The sequence below is a fragment of the Microbispora sp. NPDC046933 genome, assembly GCF_040644635.1.
Classification (GTDB): domain Bacteria; phylum Actinomycetota; class Actinomycetes; order Streptosporangiales; family Streptosporangiaceae; genus Microbispora.
The window spans coordinates 205,609-221,067 of sequence record NZ_JBEYWW010000008.1 but is presented as its reverse complement, the minus strand read 5'-3'; the positions used below and the strand labels follow the sequence as shown (position 1 = coordinate 221,067).

Annotated in this window: 15 protein-coding genes; 4 read left to right on the top strand and 11 right to left on the bottom strand. The window is 71.3% G+C overall.

The window, feature by feature from the left end:
* Positions 1-2 precede the first annotated feature (2 nt).
* Positions 3-458: a helix-turn-helix domain-containing protein gene (locus ABZ857_RS13650; protein WP_357042416.1), complete on the bottom strand. Its 456-nt coding sequence runs from the start codon at positions 456-458 to the stop codon at positions 3-5.
* A gap of 50 nt (positions 459-508) precedes the next feature.
* On the opposite strand from ABZ857_RS13650, the gene ABZ857_RS13645 reads away from it, so the two are divergent.
* Complete coding sequence (locus ABZ857_RS13645; protein WP_357042413.1) at positions 509-1,405, top strand: NAD(P)-binding domain-containing protein; 897 nt, start codon at positions 509-511, stop codon at positions 1,403-1,405.
* 115 nt (positions 1,406-1,520) lie between these two features.
* On the opposite strand, the gene argG is transcribed toward ABZ857_RS13645, so the two are convergent.
* The 7 genes from argG to ABZ857_RS13610 all read right to left on the bottom strand — a co-directional run bounded on the left by argG (position 1,521) and on the right by ABZ857_RS13610 (position 10,008).
* Positions 1,521-2,969, bottom strand: a complete 1,449-nt coding sequence (gene argG, locus ABZ857_RS13640) for an argininosuccinate synthase (RefSeq protein WP_357042410.1) — start codon at positions 2,967-2,969, stop codon at positions 1,521-1,523.
* An 89-nt stretch (positions 2,970-3,058) separates the two neighbouring features.
* Positions 3,059-4,144 carry an ROK family protein gene (locus ABZ857_RS13635; RefSeq protein ID WP_357042407.1) on the bottom strand — a complete coding sequence of 362 codons (1,086 nt, stop codon included), beginning with the start codon at positions 4,142-4,144 and terminating at the stop codon, positions 3,059-3,061.
* A gap of 299 nt (positions 4,145-4,443) precedes the next feature.
* Positions 4,444-5,013, bottom strand: a complete 570-nt coding sequence (locus ABZ857_RS13630) for a hypothetical protein (RefSeq protein WP_357042404.1) — start codon at positions 5,011-5,013, stop codon at positions 4,444-4,446.
* 198 nt (positions 5,014-5,211) lie between these two features.
* Positions 5,212-7,551, bottom strand: a complete 2,340-nt coding sequence (locus tag ABZ857_RS13625; RefSeq protein WP_357042401.1) for a ThuA domain-containing protein — start codon at positions 7,549-7,551, stop codon at positions 5,212-5,214.
* A gap of 285 nt (positions 7,552-7,836) precedes the next feature.
* Positions 7,837-8,556, bottom strand: coding sequence for a phosphatase PAP2 family protein (locus tag ABZ857_RS13620; RefSeq protein ID WP_357042398.1), 720 nt, complete (start codon positions 8,554-8,556; stop codon positions 7,837-7,839).
* Positions 8,557-8,597: 41 nt separating this feature from the next.
* The gene (locus ABZ857_RS13615; protein WP_357042395.1) at positions 8,598-9,608 is read right to left on the bottom strand and encodes a M48 family metalloprotease; all 1,011 of its coding nucleotides are present in this window, start codon (positions 9,606-9,608) and stop codon (positions 8,598-8,600) included.
* A 1-nt stretch (position 9,609) separates the two neighbouring features.
* Positions 9,610-10,008, bottom strand: a complete 399-nt coding sequence (locus ABZ857_RS13610; RefSeq protein WP_357042393.1) for a BlaI/MecI/CopY family transcriptional regulator — start codon at positions 10,006-10,008, stop codon at positions 9,610-9,612.
* An 84-nt stretch (positions 10,009-10,092) separates the two neighbouring features.
* On the opposite strand from ABZ857_RS13610, the gene ABZ857_RS13605 reads away from it, so the two are divergent.
* Entirely contained in the window at positions 10,093-10,545 is a 453-nt protein-coding gene (locus tag ABZ857_RS13605; protein ID WP_357042390.1) for a hypothetical protein, read from the top strand.
* Positions 10,542-11,702 (top strand): glycosyltransferase family 4 protein, encoded by a 1,161-nt coding sequence (locus ABZ857_RS13600; protein ID WP_357042387.1) that lies wholly within the window; start codon positions 10,542-10,544, stop codon positions 11,700-11,702. Before ABZ857_RS13605 ends, ABZ857_RS13600 begins: the two co-directional genes overlap by 4 nt.
* A gap of 91 nt (positions 11,703-11,793) precedes the next feature.
* Here ABZ857_RS13600 and ABZ857_RS13595 read toward each other — a convergent pair whose 3' ends face one another.
* Positions 11,794-12,621, bottom strand: a complete 828-nt coding sequence (locus tag ABZ857_RS13595) for an SDR family NAD(P)-dependent oxidoreductase (protein WP_357042384.1) — start codon at positions 12,619-12,621, stop codon at positions 11,794-11,796.
* 90 nt (positions 12,622-12,711) lie between these two features.
* Here ABZ857_RS13595 and ABZ857_RS13590 point away from each other — a divergent pair, with 90 nt between their 5' ends.
* On the top strand, positions 12,712-13,581 hold the full coding sequence (locus ABZ857_RS13590) for a helix-turn-helix transcriptional regulator (RefSeq protein ID WP_357042381.1): 870 nt from the start codon (positions 12,712-12,714) through the stop codon (positions 13,579-13,581).
* Here the strand turns inward: ABZ857_RS13590 and ABZ857_RS13585 are convergent.
* Together ABZ857_RS13585 and ABZ857_RS13580 are read right to left on the bottom strand one after the other, a co-directional pair.
* Positions 13,470-14,105, bottom strand: coding sequence for a helix-turn-helix domain-containing protein (locus tag ABZ857_RS13585; RefSeq protein WP_357042378.1), 636 nt, complete (start codon positions 14,103-14,105; stop codon positions 13,470-13,472). The genes ABZ857_RS13590 and ABZ857_RS13585 overlap by 112 nt on opposite strands.
* A 43-nt stretch (positions 14,106-14,148) precedes the next feature.
* On the bottom strand, positions 14,149-15,354 hold the full coding sequence (locus tag ABZ857_RS13580) for a cytochrome P450 (RefSeq protein WP_357042375.1): 1,206 nt from the start codon (positions 15,352-15,354) through the stop codon (positions 14,149-14,151).
* Positions 15,355-15,459: the final 105 nt, after the last annotated feature.

The following is a 15,459-nucleotide window of genomic DNA, read 5'->3' as shown; positions in this document are numbered from 1 at the left end:
TGTCAGGAGACCGGAAGGGGCCCTGCCGGCGCAGCCCCGGCCGGCTTCTCCCCGGCCGACTTCTGCAGGGCCGGCTTCTGCAGGGCCGTCTTCTCCCCGGCCGTCTTCTGCGGGGCCGTCTTCTCCAGGGCCAGCTTCTCCAGGCGGCGATGTCCCCAGTCGGACAGCGGCGCCAGCGCCTCGGACAGCTCACGGCCGAACTCGGTCAGTGAGTACACGGTCTTCAACGGACGGCCGTCGTGCACCTCACGGTGCACCAGCCCGTCGGCCTCCATCTCCCGGAGCGTCTGAGTCAGCACCTTCTCGGTGAGGCCCGGCAGCCGCCGGACCAGCTCGCCGGGACGACGCGGAGCGGTTTCCAGGAGCCAGAGCAGGATCGTCTTCCACTTGCCGTCGATCACGGCGATCGCGGCGGTCACCCCGCAGACGTTCAGGTCCTGGACACGGCTACGCGTCATTCTTCCACCCCGTTCACCGCCAGCGCTGTCATGCACGCAGGAGTTGAGATATGAGCAAGCACACCGATCAGTCTGCCGTCACCGTGCTCGGCCTGGGGCCGATGGGCCGGGCCCTGGCCGGAGCCTTCCTGGATGCCGGCGTCCGGACCACGGTCTGGAACCGGACACCGGGCAGAGATCGACAGCTGGCCGAGCGGGGCGCGTACGCCGCCCTCACGCCGGAAGCGGCGGTCGCCGCGAGCGGGCTGACCGTGATCTGCGTGGTGAACTACGACGCGGTGGACGCCATCGTGCGGCGCGAAGCGGTCGCCGGCGCGCTCCGGGGACGCACGCTCGTGAACCTGACCGCCGACACGCCCGACCGCGCCCGGAGCACCGCGGCCTGGGCGACCGAGCACGGCATCGGATATCTCGACGGTGCGATCATGACGCCGACCACGACCATCGGCACCCCGGCCGCGGCGTTCCTCCACAGCGGCCCGGAGGAGCTCTATGAACGGCACCAGCCGGTGCTGAACGTCCTCGGCGGCACGCACACCTATCTCGGTGAGAACATCGGCCGGGCGGCGGCCTACGACATCGCGCTGCTCGACGTCTTCTGGACGGCGATGGCGGGCTACGCCCACGCGCTGGCGGTGGCGCGGGCCGAAGGGGTGACGGCGCGGGAGCTGGCGCCGTTCGCCAAGGGCATCGGCGCGATCCTTCCGCCCATCTTCGAACAGGCGGCGGCGGAAGTGGACGGCGGCGGGTTCTCCGGCGAGGGCAACCCGATCACCTCGGCGGCTTCGTCCATGGCCCACATCGTGCACACCTCCGAGGCCCACGGCATCGACGCGAGTGTGATGCGCGCGGCCGAAGGCTGGGCCCGCCGCGTCATCGGCCAGGGCCACGGCGCCGACGGATTCATCCGGATCACCGAGATCCTGAACCCCCGCGTCCGCGCCTGACCCGACTTCCCGCCGCCACCATGGCGTTTCATGGCGTCATGGCGTCACGCCGTCACACCGCATCCGCCTCATCCGCTGGGGCGCCCGGCAGGCCGGGCGCCCTCGGTCGTGGCTGTCAGTCGGTGCCGAGCTCCATGGCGGCCTGGTCGAGCAGCTCCTCCTCGGTGGGGGCCTCTCCACGAGAGGCGATCGCCTCGGCCCCGCCCTCGGGCATCGCGCCGATCAGCCCGGTCGAGGCCGCCTGCGCGGCTCCGATCAGCGCCGGCTGCTGGCTGCCGACCATGCCGAGCCTGGCGTACTGCTCCAGCTTGGCGCGAGAGTCGGCGATGTCGAGGTTGCGCATTGTGAGCTGCCCGATGCGGTCGACCGGGCCGAAGGCGGAGTCCTCGGTGCGCTCCATGGAGAGCTTGTCCGGGTGGTAGCTGAACGCCGGTCCGGACGTGTCCAGCACGGAGTAGTCCTCACCGCGCCGCAGCCGCAGGGTCACCTGCCCGGTCACGGCCATGCCGACCCAGCGCTGCAGCGACTCGCGCAGCATCAGCGCCTGCGGGTCCAGCCAGCGGCCCTCGTAGAGCAGCCTGCCCAGCCGCCGCCCCTCGATGTGGTAGCTGGCGAGCGTGTCCTCGTTGTGGATCGCGTTGACCAGCCTCTCGTAGGCCGCGTGCAGCAGCGCCATGCCCGGCGCCTCGTAGATGCCCCGGCTCTTGGCCTCGATGATCCGGTTCTCGATCTGGTCGGACATGCCCAGGCCGTGCCGGCCGCCGATGGCGTTGGCCTCCAGCACCAGATCGACGGCGGAGGGGAACTCCTTGCCGTTGATCGTCACCGGGCGTCCCTGTTCGAAGCCGATCGTGACGTCCTCGGTGGCTATCTCGACGGCGGGGTCCCAGAAGCGCACGCCCATGATGGGGTCGACGATCTCGATGCCCGTGTCGAGGTGCTCAAGGGACTTGGCCTCGTGAGTCGCGCCCCAGATGTTGGCGTCGGTGGAGTAGGCCTTCTCCACGCTGTCCCGGTAGGGCAGCCCCCGGGCGAGCAGCCACTCGGACATCTCCTTGCGGCCGCCGAGCTCGTTGACGAAGTCGGCGTCCAGCCACGGCTTGTAGATCCGCAGGGAGGGATTGGCGAGCAGCCCGTAACGGTAGAACCGCTCGATGTCGTTGCCCTTGAAGGTGGAGCCGTCTCCCCAGATCTGCACGCCGTCCTCGAGCATCGCGCGCACCAGCAGGGTGCCGGTGACGGCCCGCCCGAGCGGGGTGGTGTTGAAGTATGTGCGGCCGCCGGACCTGATGTGGAACGCCCCGCAGGCCAGGGCCGCGAGCCCCTCCTCGACCAAAGCCGCCCGGCAGTCGACCAGCCGGGCGATCTCCGCGCCGTACGCGGTGGCACGCCCGGGCACCGAGGCGATGTCAGGTTCGTCGTACTGGCCGACGTCGGCGGTGTAGGTGCACGGCACTGCACCCTTCTCCCGCATCCACGCGACCGCTACCGAAGTGTCGAGGCCGCCGGAGAAGGCGATCCCGACACGCTCGCCGACAGGCAGAGAAGTGAGCACCTTGGACACGAGTAGAATATATACACGGGAATGCATGATCATGCAATCCCGTGCGGCCTTGATGTCGCCACCGGCGACCGTCGAGGTGGGAGCGCCGATCAGCGAGGGAACCCGTAGACCTCCTCACTCACGAGCCTGGCCGCGCCGATGACGCCGGCCTGCGGGCCGAGGTCGCTCATCATGATCGGCAGGTTCCTGGTGGCGAGGGGCAGAGAGCGGCGGTAGATCGCGCCGCGGATCTCGGCGAGCAGGACGTGACCCAGCAGCGTGAGCCCACCGCCCAGCACGATGAGGCTCGGGTTGAAGAACGACACCAGGCCCGCCAGCACCTCGCCCAGGCGCCGCCCGCCGTCGCGCACCATCTGGACGGACGTCGCGTCACCGGCGGCGACCGCCTCGCCCACCTGCGCGGCGGTCAGCGTCCCGTCGCGTTCGAGGAGTTCTCCGAGCAGGGGCGAGCGCCCCGACCGGGCCGCGGCGAGCGCGTCGCGAGCCAGCGCGTCGCCGCCGAAGGACGCCTCCAGGCATCCCGTGTTGCCGCAGGCGCAGGTCTCGCCGGAGTCGGCGACCGGTATGTGCCCGATATCCCCCGCGCACCCGTCCATGCCGCGATACAGCTCACTCTTGGCCACGATTCCGCAGCCGATGCCCGTGCCGACCTTGACGAACAGGAAGTTCTCGACGGTGCTCGCCGCACCCGCGTGTTGTTCGCCCAGGGCCATTACATTGACATCGTTGTCCAGTACGACCGGACAATCGAACTGCCGGCCGAGCAGATCGCGGACCGGATAACCGTCCCACCCCGGCATGATCGGTGGCGACACCGGGATACCGCGCGAGAAGTCCACCGGTCCGGGCACGCCCACGCCGAGTCCGAGCGGCCTGTCCACTCCCAATTTCAGGAGCAGCCGGCGGCTCTGTTCCGCGGCGAGTTCGAGCACGGGTTCGGGCCCCTGGCGTACGTCGCATTCGGTGCGTTCGAATGCGAGGACTCGCAGCCGGCCATCGGTGACCGCGGCGGACACCGAGGTCGCGCCGACGGCGATGCCGACGAAGCGGACCCGGCCGGCGAGATCGATGACGGTCGACCGGCGGCCTCCGCGAGACGCGGCCGGCCCGATTTCCTCGACGAGTTGAAGCGCCGTAAGCCGGCCGAGTTCCGCCCCGATCGTCGTACGTGACACTTCGAAGTGTTCCGACAGCTGAATGCGAGATTGCGGACCGGCGTCACGCAATCGCGTAAGTATTTTGGCCTGGAGCCGCGTTTCGGCTCGACCTGGCACCGAAGTCTCCACCTCCCAAGTTTCTCACCGGGTGACGCCTCATCCGTCATCCGCGCGAAGTCCGGCTCTGGTTGGAATTGCGCAGCACCTGCTCATCCGAGAAGGATTTGCGCGGAAGTCGGGCCGGATCCGGGCAACGCCCGGCAATGAAACTTTCATTGACAACTCCGCCGAACTCCGCGGCCGCGGAAGACACGGGATCACCTTTCATCGGCGTCGCCGTGTTCGGCCACCCGGCCGAAGCTTCTCGTCCCGGCCAGCGCCGAGAGCTGGATCGTGTCCACGCCGTCGCACGTGAGCTCTGTCGAGGCGGTCGCGGCACGCACAGCCGGTTCGCTCCCGCCCGGCACGGCCACGGTCGCGGTCTGCAGGTACGTCCAGTCGCGAAGCGCCCTGATCGACGCCTCCGGCAGCCGTGGCGAGTATTCGATCACCACGGCGTTGTCACTGACGAGCAGGTGCTCCAGACTGGCCCTCGTCGGCCTGTCCTTGTCGGACGGGCCGTAGAAGGACTGTGCCGGGTGCGTCCAGGAGCCGGCCTCGCCGGCGGGCGCGCGCGGCCCGGTGCGGCAGCCGACCGGCGACGACACCGACGCGGCCGGGGCAGGCGCCGCGAGTGACGACACCGACGACGACACCGGCGACGACACCGCCACCTGCGGTGAGCCGTCCGGCCGGGAGCCGAGCGCGGCGGCGGACGTCGCACCGCACGCGCCGCAGCACACGAGCGACGTCAGGGCGAGTGCGGCCCGCGCGAGGGCATGACGCATCGATCCACTCCTGTCCGGTCGGCGGGGCGGGCACCCCGCCCGGGCTCACTCGGCGGTCCACCCAGGGGCCCACCCAGGGGCTCACCCGGCGGCTCGCCGTCGGCGTCGCATGGCCTTCCCGGCTCTGCCTGCCGGCGGAACCGCCGTCGCGGCGGTCCGGGCGCCGATCAGCGCCCGGGCCACCGCGACCGGTCCTGGTCAGCGGCCGCTGACCTTGAGGGACGCCGAGCGGGAGAACAGCTCACCGGTCGGGTCGGACACGCGGACCCGGTACTCCGTACCGGAGAGCTCCGGCGCCGCCGTGACGACGATCGCGAAGGACGTCTGCCCGGTCACGTCGGTCCACTCCGCCGAGCCCGGCGACCTCACCTGCCACTGGTAGGCGACGTTCCGGCCCTCCGCGGGGGCGGAGAACACCGCGTCCTCGCCGGCGCCGACGGTCCTCGACTTCGGCTGGGACGTGAACCGCAGTCCGGCGCCCTTGTCGTCGAGCACCTTCATCCACGAGACCAGCTCGTCCGCCCGCTCGCGGAGCGTGGCGTGGCCGGGCCCGTGAAGGTTGGCGTCGACCAGATGGCGGAAGGTCTTCGCCTGCGCGAGGGCGTCGGCATAGTCCTTGACGCGGTACGCGTCGTACGACGCGCCGAGCGCCTGGTTCAGCCCGGAGGCCAGGTCGGCGCCGACGGACCCGTCCGCCGCACCGGCGGCGACGAGCTTGCGCAGCTCGTCGTGGGTGACGCAGTTGGCCTCGGTCTGACCGGCCGCCCACCTGACGCCCTCGAGGATGTTCTTCTGGAACAACGGGTCGAGGGTGTTCTCCCAGTTGTGCAGGAGCGCCTGGGTGAACGAGCGCCCGCCGTCGTAGTTCTGACACCACGAGATCGGGTGGTCGGCGCCCTCGATCCGGCCGGCGCCGGCGCCGATGCTGCCCACGTAGGTGGACTCGTTCAGCGTCTGCAGGACGTGGACCTTCTCGCGCGGCAGGAAGGTCCAGTTGTACAGCTCGTCGACGATCTTCAGCGTCTCCGGGAACTGCCGGGTGGCCGGGTTGGTGCGGTCCTCGGTCACCAGCTCGCCGATGTTGCAGGCCCCGCAGGTGTTCTGGATGCCGCCGCCGTTGGACCCGTGGTTGTCGAACTCGCCGCCGGCCAGGCCCTTGTACCAGTCCCACTGGTGCATGGAGTCGGTGGCGCCGTGCAGGGCGACGAAGCCGCCGCCGTTGTTGATGTACTGCTTGAGGACGGCCTGCTCGTTCACCTTGACGTTCGGGTCGGCCCCCGAGGGGCGCGCCGTGGAGAACGTGTCGTTGCCGACGCTGGAGACGCCCACGATCGCGTCGTACCGCGACAGGCGCTCGATGCTCTCGAAGGGGTTCGGGACCGACACGTCGGGGCTCAGGTAGTCGTACACGTCGACGTCGAAGTTGTTGGCCCGGCCCATGTCCTGGATCACGGACATGGTCAGCGGGATGTGCTCGTGCCGGAAGGCGCCCGGTTTCGGCCCGAAGAGAAGGATCTTGAACTTCGGCTTCTCGTTGCGCACCGGCTCGGTCGGGACGCGGAAGGGGGCGCGGGCCATGCCCTGCCCCTCGCTCACCGTGACGCCGGTGGCGATGTCGGGGTGCTTGACTCCCCTGAGCTCCTCCACCAGGTAGGCGGCGTCCTTCACGAGGGAGTCGCGCATGTAGCCCTCGGGCACGACCTCGCCGGCGAGCCGGCCGAAGCGCGTCAGCGCGGATTGGGCGTCGCCGCCGCCGTCCGCCTCGGCCAGCAGGGCCAGCAGGCGGTCGCCGTTCGGGGACGAGACCTTGCCGGCGGCGACGTAGCGCTGGACCAAGGCGCGCAGGTCCCCGACCGAGGTGGTGATCTGGAAGGTCAACGTGTATTTGGCACCGTTGCCTGCGGAGTCGCCGAGGTTGACCGCCCAGGTGTGCCCGCCGACGGACAGGGTGGCCGGGTCCAGCGGCAGCGGGTAGGTCCACGTGCCGTCGACCCACATGTCCCGCACCGCGGCGCCGCCCGAGCCCGGAGTGGGGTCGGTGCGCGTGGGCGTGATGGAGGAGGCGAGCGCGCTGTGCGGCACCTTGCCGTTCGCGACGCCCGGCCAGGCGGCGACCGGCGGCTTGGTGTCGATCTTCACCGTGATCGTCTTGGCGGCCGACGCGTTGCCGGCCGCGTCGACGGCGCTGTAGCGGACGGTGCTGTTGCGATCGCCCCTGATGACGTAGTCGGCCGTGCCGCGCGCGCCGTTCCGTACGGCCGGCACCTCCACGGCGGGATCCGACCCGACCGTCACCCGGAAGGACGCGACGGCGTCGTCGTCCGTCGCGGACAGACGCAACGTCACCTCGTCGCCGGTGAACCAGCCGTTGGTCCCGGTGGTGCTCGACGGCGTGTACGCGGTGGTGGTCGCGCCGTTGTAGTTCAGCACCTCGGCGACCGGCGACAGCGTGGCCGTGTCGAGGACGGGCGCCGCTCCGGACTCCGCGGCGAGGGCCGCACCCGGCGCGCCGAGCAGCAGGGCCGGCACCGTGAGCACGGCGGAGGCCAGGGCAGAACGAGATCGCGGCCTGGGACGTGGTCGAGAGGAAGGCATGTCACTCCTCTTGTCGGTCGGACAGAAGCCCACCGCGCTGCGACGCCGACCCCACGAGCCCCATCCCAGTCCAACGCGATGACTCTGGGAAGTGTGAGCTGGGCTTCAGAACTTTGTCAACGATCAGCCCTACTTTCCATCGATAGAGACGAAAGAACTCCATAGAAACCAAGCAGTTCGACCCGGCGGAGAAATTACTGCTTCCGCTTCCAGCAAAAGCCGCGTACCTTACGTGCTGGAGCTGCCCTTACGGGAGGAGTGCCCAGGACGATGAGCGCGCCGGGACATGGCGACGCGATCCCGCGGCACCTCGCGTCCGCCGAGGCCGGGAAGGCGCTCGAGAGCAGCACTGATACGCCCTCGCAGAGCGATGACGGCCGAGGTGCCCGCGGTGCCCGCCAGCATGGAGCCGATCACGTCGGTGGGGTAGTGGACACCGAGATACATGCGCGCGAACGCCTGCGCGACGACCAGAACGCCCCCGGCGCACACCACGGGCGCGAACCAGCGCGTACGGGCCGCGAGGAAGGCGGCGGCGACCGCCAGCGACAGCGTCAGCGCGACGTGCCCGCTGGGAAAGCTGTCGTGACCGGCCTCGAACAGAAGCCGGCCCGCGACCGGAGGGCGGGGCCGGGCGATGATCTGCTTGAAGACCGCGCTGGTGGTCCAGCCGGCCGTGACCACCAGGGCCACGAGTACGGCGGAGCGCACGCGTCCCATCAGGGTGAGCGCGGCCGCGAGAAGCGCGATGACCACGACCCCCGCGACCGGCCCGAAGGCGACGTCGAGGATGTCGGCGACCCGTGTCAGGGCGGGGGTGCGCAGCGCTTCCACCGTCATGTCGGCGTTCAGGTCCAGGCCGGTCACCGTGGCGCTCCTCGCGGCGACTCCCAGCAGACCGGTGGCGACGACGAGCAGGACGGGCAGGCGGAGACGCCTGAGGATCATGGAACTCCTCCGATCCGAAGGGGCCGAATCCCTGGCGGGACTCACCGCACGAAGCCCGGCGGCGCACCGCGCAGGGCGGACACCTCCGCCGCGCCCGCGTGGTGCCCGCCGTCGACGACATGCACCACCGGCGGAGAAGACTCGGCCTCCTCGAACAAGGACTCCGTGTCGGTGCGCGACTCGTTGGTCGCGACCAGGCAGGCGGCCACGGCCACGATCAGCGCGGCCGCCGTCAGGGGACGCCGGCGCGGCGGCGCGGCCAGCAGGTGGTTGACCCGTGGGAGCACGTCGCCATGGCCGAAGGCGAGGGCGGCGAGGCCCGCCCGCCGCCGGTCCCCGGTGGCCAGCGCCGCCTTGACGATGGCGCGGGCCGCCGTCCGCCGATCGCCCACCTCCGCGGCCGCCCGTTCGTCGGCCCAGCGCTCGGTGGTGTACTCCACCGCCCGCGGCAGGGACGCCAGCAGCGGATTCAGCGCGGCGGCCACGACGGCCACGGTCCGATAGACGTGATGGTGATGGCGCAGGTGAGCATGCTCGTGGGCGAGCATGACCCTGCGCTCCTCCGCGCCGAGGGCACGCAGCATCCCGGTCGTCACGACGACGCGGCCGGGACCGCCGAAGCCCCCTGGCACGGCGTACGCGTGCGGAACCGGGTCGTCGACGACCACCAGGCCACCCGAGGCGGCGGACGCGTGGCGACAGGCCCGCGACGCACGCCTCAACGCGAGGCACTGCCGCGCCGCGGTCCTGATCGTCAGGACTCCCACGACCGCGAGCACCACCAGCGCGAGCTGTGCGGCCGGGCGCGGCACCGGGTCGAGCGCTTCGAACAGGCCGGCCGACCAGTCGCCGAATGACGCGACCAGCGGCACCTGGCCGAGGTAGGTGCAGGCCAGGAAGACGAGTGCGAGGACCGAGCTGACCGCGCAGGCCGCACCGGCCACGACCAGGAGCCGGGTGGCGGTGGCCGGCGCGAGCCTGCGCCCGAATCGCGGAATCGCGAGACCCAGCAGGGCCGAGACGACGAACGGCAGGTAGACGATGATCCGCATGTCAGTCGTCCATCTCCCGGAGCAGTTGCTGCAGGATCTGCTCGTCGTCCGCGCTGAGCCGTGACACGAACTGGGCGAGCACCGCCGCCCGGTCGCTCCTGCGGGCGAGCAGCTCGTTCATCGCCTCGGCGGTGTGGGACGCCTCGTCCACCGCGGGGGCGTAGACGAATCCCCGGCCCGAACGCCGCCGGGTGGCCAGGCCCTTGCGCTCCAGCCGCGCGAGCGTGGTCATGATCGTGGTGTACGCCAGGGAGCCGCCGAGCTCGGCCTGGACCTCGGCCGGGCTCAGGGGCGCCGGCTTCGACCACAACACCGCGAGCACCTCGTCTTCCAGCATGCCCGCCGGACGTCTGTCGCCATGTCCCGCCTCGCCCGTCATCAACTCGACCTCCCTGAGCACGAACTACTATCACGATAGTAATTACTATCGGACTAGTAGGTCGAGGCTACCCCGTGAACGGGGAACGCACAGGAGGCAGGGCCGATGACATCCAGGCACGCCGAGGTGGAGCAGGTCTGGCCGCGGGACGGAAGGGTCCTGGTGATCGGCCGCATCGTCGACGCCGCCCTCACCCCGCCGGCGCGGACGACCGCGATCCTCACCCTCACCAACCGCGACCGCCCCGATCTCGTGCTGAGTTGCCCGGCGACCGTGGACGGCGGGCGGTTCCGGGCGGCCTTCCCCATCGAACTGGTCGTCTCGGCCGTGGCCTGCCGTGAGATCGGCGGCCGTCAGGTCTGGGATCTCCATCTCAGGCTGCCCGGCGACCCGGAGCCGCTCAGGGTGGGACGCCACCTGGACGACATCCGCGACAAGAAGAAGGTCATGACCTTCCCCGCGCAGACGAGCGAGGCGCCCGCGGGCGCCGTCAGCGTCAAGCCCTACTACACGGTGATGCGGAACCTGTCGCTGATCTCCAGGCCGGTGCACTCATGAAGATCCGTTACCTCCTCATGAACGCCTACGGAGTCGGCGGCACCATCCGCACCGTGATCAACCAGGCCAACGCCCTTGCCGCCGATCACGACGTGGAGCTGGTCAGCGTCTTCCGGACCGGGGACCGGCCCAGGTTTCCCGTCGATCCCCGGGTCCGCACGCGCGCCCTGGCGGACCTGCGCGGCCCGCGCTGGCGGCATCCCGTCCGCGACTGGCTCCGGCACCGGCCGAGCAGCCTCGTCCCGCCCGCGGAGGTGCGCTACGCCACCTTCAGCCGGCTGAGCGACCAGAAGATCGTGAGATACCTGCGTTCGCTCGACGGCGGGGTGCTGGTCACGACCCGTCCCGCGCTCAACCTGCTGTCCGCCCGCTACGCCCCGCGGAACGTCGTACGGGTGGCCCAGGAACACATGTACCTGCGCTCCCACAAGCCCGAGCTCGTCGCCGAGATCGCCCGCTGGTACCCGCGGCTGGACGCCGTGGTCAGCCTGACCGACGCCGACGCGGTCGAGTACGCGGCGCTGCTCGACGGCGCGCCGGCCCGCCTGGCGACCATCCCCAACGGCCTGACGCCCGCCGACCGGGCTCCCGCCGCGCTGGACGGCGGGATCGTCGTGGCGGCGGGGCGGCTCACCCGGCAGAAGGGGTTCGACCTGCTGATCAAGGCGTTCGCCGAGGTCGTCGCCGACCACCCCGGGTGGCAGCTGCGCATCTACGGCGACGGCAGGGAGCACGGCAGGCTCCGGCGGCTGATCCACCGCCTGCATCTCTACAACCACGCCTTCCTGATGGGCGGCACGACCACGCTCGAACAGGAACTGGCCAAGGGAGCGATGTTCGTCCTCAGCTCGCGATACGAGGGCTTCGGCATGGTGCTCATCGAGGCGATGGCCCACGGGCTGCCCGTCGTGAGCTTCGACTGCCCCCACGGGCCCGCGGACATCGTCACGCACGGCCGGGACGGGCTGCTGGTTCCCCCCGAGGACGTCAGCGCGCTCGCCGCCGCCATGAAGTCGCTGATCGGCGACTCGTCGCTACGGCACGCGCTGGGCGAGGCGGCCAGGATGTCGGTCAGGCGGTACGACATGGACGGGATACGCCTGGCCTGGGAGCGGCTGTTCGCCGAACTCCACGCCGGAGCGACCAGAGTCGGGTAGCCGCCGGCTCAGGCGTCCTCGCGGCGGTCCTCCCGGCGGCGTACGGTGACCGCGAGCAGCGCCGGCGGGCCGTGGTAAGCCGCGCCGAGGGTCAGCCGTCGGCGGACTCGGCGAGGGAGCGCCACTCCCGCCAGGTGCCCAGGCGTTCGGCGTAGACCCGCTCCGCGATCGGCAGGCAGTAGCCGCCCAGGAACAGGCGCAGCGGGGGCCGTTCCGCGTCCACGACCGCGAGGACCGCCTCGGCCGTGACCTCGGGGTCGATCGGGACCCTCCCCGCCGCGGCGGCCCGGCGGGCCTCCCGGACGTGCTCGTACGCGGGCAGCGGCTCGGCGTGGACGGCCGACGATCCGCTCCAGTCGGTGCCGTACGGGCCGGGCTCGATGATCGTCACCCGGATCCCGTGCGGGGCGACCTCCTGGGCGAGCGACTCGCTGAACGCCTCAAGGCCCCACTTCGACGCGTTGTAGAGCCCGAGCATGGGGAACGCGGCGACGCCGCCGATGCTCGACACCTGGAGGATGTGACCCCGCCCGCGCTCCCGCATGCCGGGCAGCACAGCCTGGGTGACCCAGAGCGCGCCGAGCAGGTTCGTCTCCAACTGAGCTTTCGCCTGGGCCTCGGTGACCTCCTCCACCGCGCCGAACAGGCCATACCCGGCGTTGTTGACGGCGACATCGATCCCGCCGAAGCGTTCGGCCGCCCGGGCCACCGTGGTGAAGGCGGCCTCCCGGTCGGTGACGTCGAGCGTCAGCGGGAGGACGGTGTCACCGAACTCGTCGGCGAGCGGCTTCAGCGTGGAAACATCCCGGGCCGTCGCGACGACCCGGTCACCGCGCCGCAGGGCCGCCCGCGTCCACACGTTCCCGAAGCCGCGGGATGCTCCGGTGATGAACCAGGTGCGTGTGTGTTCGCTACTCATACCGAACACCTTGGCCGACGCGGGACGGAACAGCCATCACCGTGACAGGGTCACCATCACCGGCGGGCCCTGCCTACAGTGGCGGGTGACATGGCCGGCAACAACGCTCTCGGCAGCTTCCTCAAGGCCCGCCGCGCGCTCGTACGCCCGAAAGACGCCGGGCTTCCCGAGACCGGGCGGCGCCGGGTGGCCGGGCTGCGCCGCGACGAGCTCGCCGCGCTCGCGGGCGTCAGCCTCGCCTACCTGACCCGGCTCGAGCAGGGCCGCGACCGCAACCCCTCCGAGCAGGTGCTCGACGCGCTCGCCGCCGCCCTGCGCCTCGACGCCGATCTCACGGCCCACCTGCACGCCCTGGCGCGCGAAGCGCCGAGACGGAGCGGCGAGCCACCCCACCGGCCGGAGGAACGACCGGCCCCGGGCACCCAGCGGCTCCTCGACACGTGGGTGGGCACGCCCGCCTACCTGCGGGGACGCCGGTTCGACGTGCTGGCCGCCAACGCGACGGCGATCGCCCTGGCGCCCATGTATCGGCCCGGCCGCAACCTCGTCAGAGACGTCTTCCTCGACCCCGGCGCGCGGGCGCTGTTCCCCACGTGGGACTCCGTCGCGGCCGACTCGGTCGCCGCGCTGCGGGCCGTGGCCGGTGCCGACCTCGACGACCCGGCCCTCCGCGAGCTGGTCGGGGAGCTGTCGGCGGCCTCGGACGACTTCCGCCGCCTGTGGGAACGCCACGACGTCCGCCCGACGCGCGACGAGACGAAGGAGTTCAGCCATCCCGTCGTCGGGCCGCTCGTGCTGCGGCGTCACAGCCTGGCGGTCGGCGGGGCGGACGGCCAGGTCGTCATCGCCTACCAGGCCGAGCCGGACACCCCCTCGGCCGCCGCCCTCGCCAGGCTCACCGCGGCCGGCAGCGGAGTGGCCGCGCCGGGAGACAGGGCGTCGAGGACGAGCGCGAGGTAGCGCCGCCAGCCGTCGCTCCCGGGATCCATCGTCCACAGCACGCCCATCAGCATGACCATGATCCTGGGCAGGTCGTCGGGGACGAGGTCGGCACGGATGAGCCCGGCCTGCTGCCCCCGCCGGGCCAGCAGGGTCAGCGACTCGATGAACCGGCTGCTGGCCTCCGCCGTGACGGCGCCGGAGTTCCGGGCGGCGGCCAGGGTGTTGCGCTCACGGGCCGCCGTGGACATCGCCGCCTCGAGCACGGTGGCCAGACCGCGCCGGGGGTCGTCGTCGCCGAGCGCCCGCTCGATGGCGGGGGCGATGTCCTCGGCGAAGCTCTGGTCGAGGGCCGCCCGGACCAGGCCCGCCTTGTCCGGAAAGTGGCGGTAGAGCGTCGCGATGCCGACCCCGGCACGGCGGGCGATGTCTTCGAGCAGCGCGTCGGGCCCCAGTTCGGCCCAGACCTCCCGGGCGGCGCGCAGAATCCGCCCGGAGTTGCGTGCGGCGTCGGCACGCAGCCGCCGCGAGGTCTCGGTGGTCACCCCCACAGGGTAACAAAGTGATAGGCGACTATCGATTAATCCGTCACGGCTGATCCCAGGTTATGCGCATGTGCTCGGGTCCCCGGGTGGACAACCCGGTCTTCCAGACGACGTCGTCCTCGGAGCCGGCGAGGCGGAGTCCCGGCAGCCGTGTGAACAGGGTACGCAGGGCGACCTGCAGCTCCATCCGTGCGAGTGGGGCGCCGAGGCAGTGGTGCGCCCCGTGCCCGAACCCCACGTGCGAGGCCTGCTGACGGTCGAGATCGAGTTCGTCGGGGTTCGTGTAGACCGACTCGTCACGGTTGGCCGACGCCAGGCTCACGACCACCGGCTCACCCGCACGCACCATGACGCCGCCCAGCTCGACGTCCTCCAGCGCGTAGCGGGCGATGGAAGCGCCACCCCCGAGCGGGACGAAGCGCATCAGCTCCTCGACCGCCCTGGGGACCAGGCCGAGGTCCGCGCGCAGCGCCGCGAGCTGCTCGGGGTGGGTGAGAAGCACGTAGAAGAAGTTCGGGATCTGCGTGGCCGTGGTCTCGTGACCGGCGACCAGCAGCGCCTCGGCCAGCGACAGCATCTCCTCCTCCGACAGCCGCTCCTCGTTGTCGCGGGCGGCGACGAGCGCGCTGAGCAGGTCGTCCTTCGGGGTCTGCCGGCGCTGGGCGATCAGCCCGGCCATGTACTCCCGCAGCAGGTCCATGCAGCGCGCCACCTGTTCCGGGGTGAACCGAGTGGTGGACAGGAGCGCGTCCGACCAGGTCCTGAAGTCGACGCGGTCCTCGACGGGGACGCCCAGCAACTCGCAGATGACCGTGATCGGCAGCGGCAGCCCGAAGTCCTCGACGAGGTCGGCCGGCGCGCCCTTGGCCAGCATCGCGTCCACCAGATCGTCGGCGATCTCCTGTGTCCGTGGCCGCAGCAGCTCGATCCGCCGGACGGTGAACGCCTTCGACACCAGCCTGCGCAGCCTGCTGTGCTCCGGCGGGTCGAAGCTGAGGATGCTCCCGGAGCGGGGCTGGAGGGGCCGCATCCGCGGCTCGTCGCGGCCGGCCGCCGCGGCCCGGCTGAACCGCGCGTCGCCCAGCACGACCTTGACGTCCTCATAACGGGTCGCGAGCCAGGCGGGCTCACCGTAGGGCAGCCGGACCCGGCACAGCGGTTCCTCCTGCCGCAACCGGGAGAAAAGCGGGTCCACCTCCAGCCGGTCCACCTGGCCGAAGGGGAAGGTCCGGGGGTCGGCAGTGGTCATGATGCCTCCAGAGCGGATCGTCGTTCACCACGAGCCCGGTGAGTCGCGGAGGCCGGCGCCGGGGACGACAGCGATTCCGGAGGCGCCGACCATGAGCGCGACCAT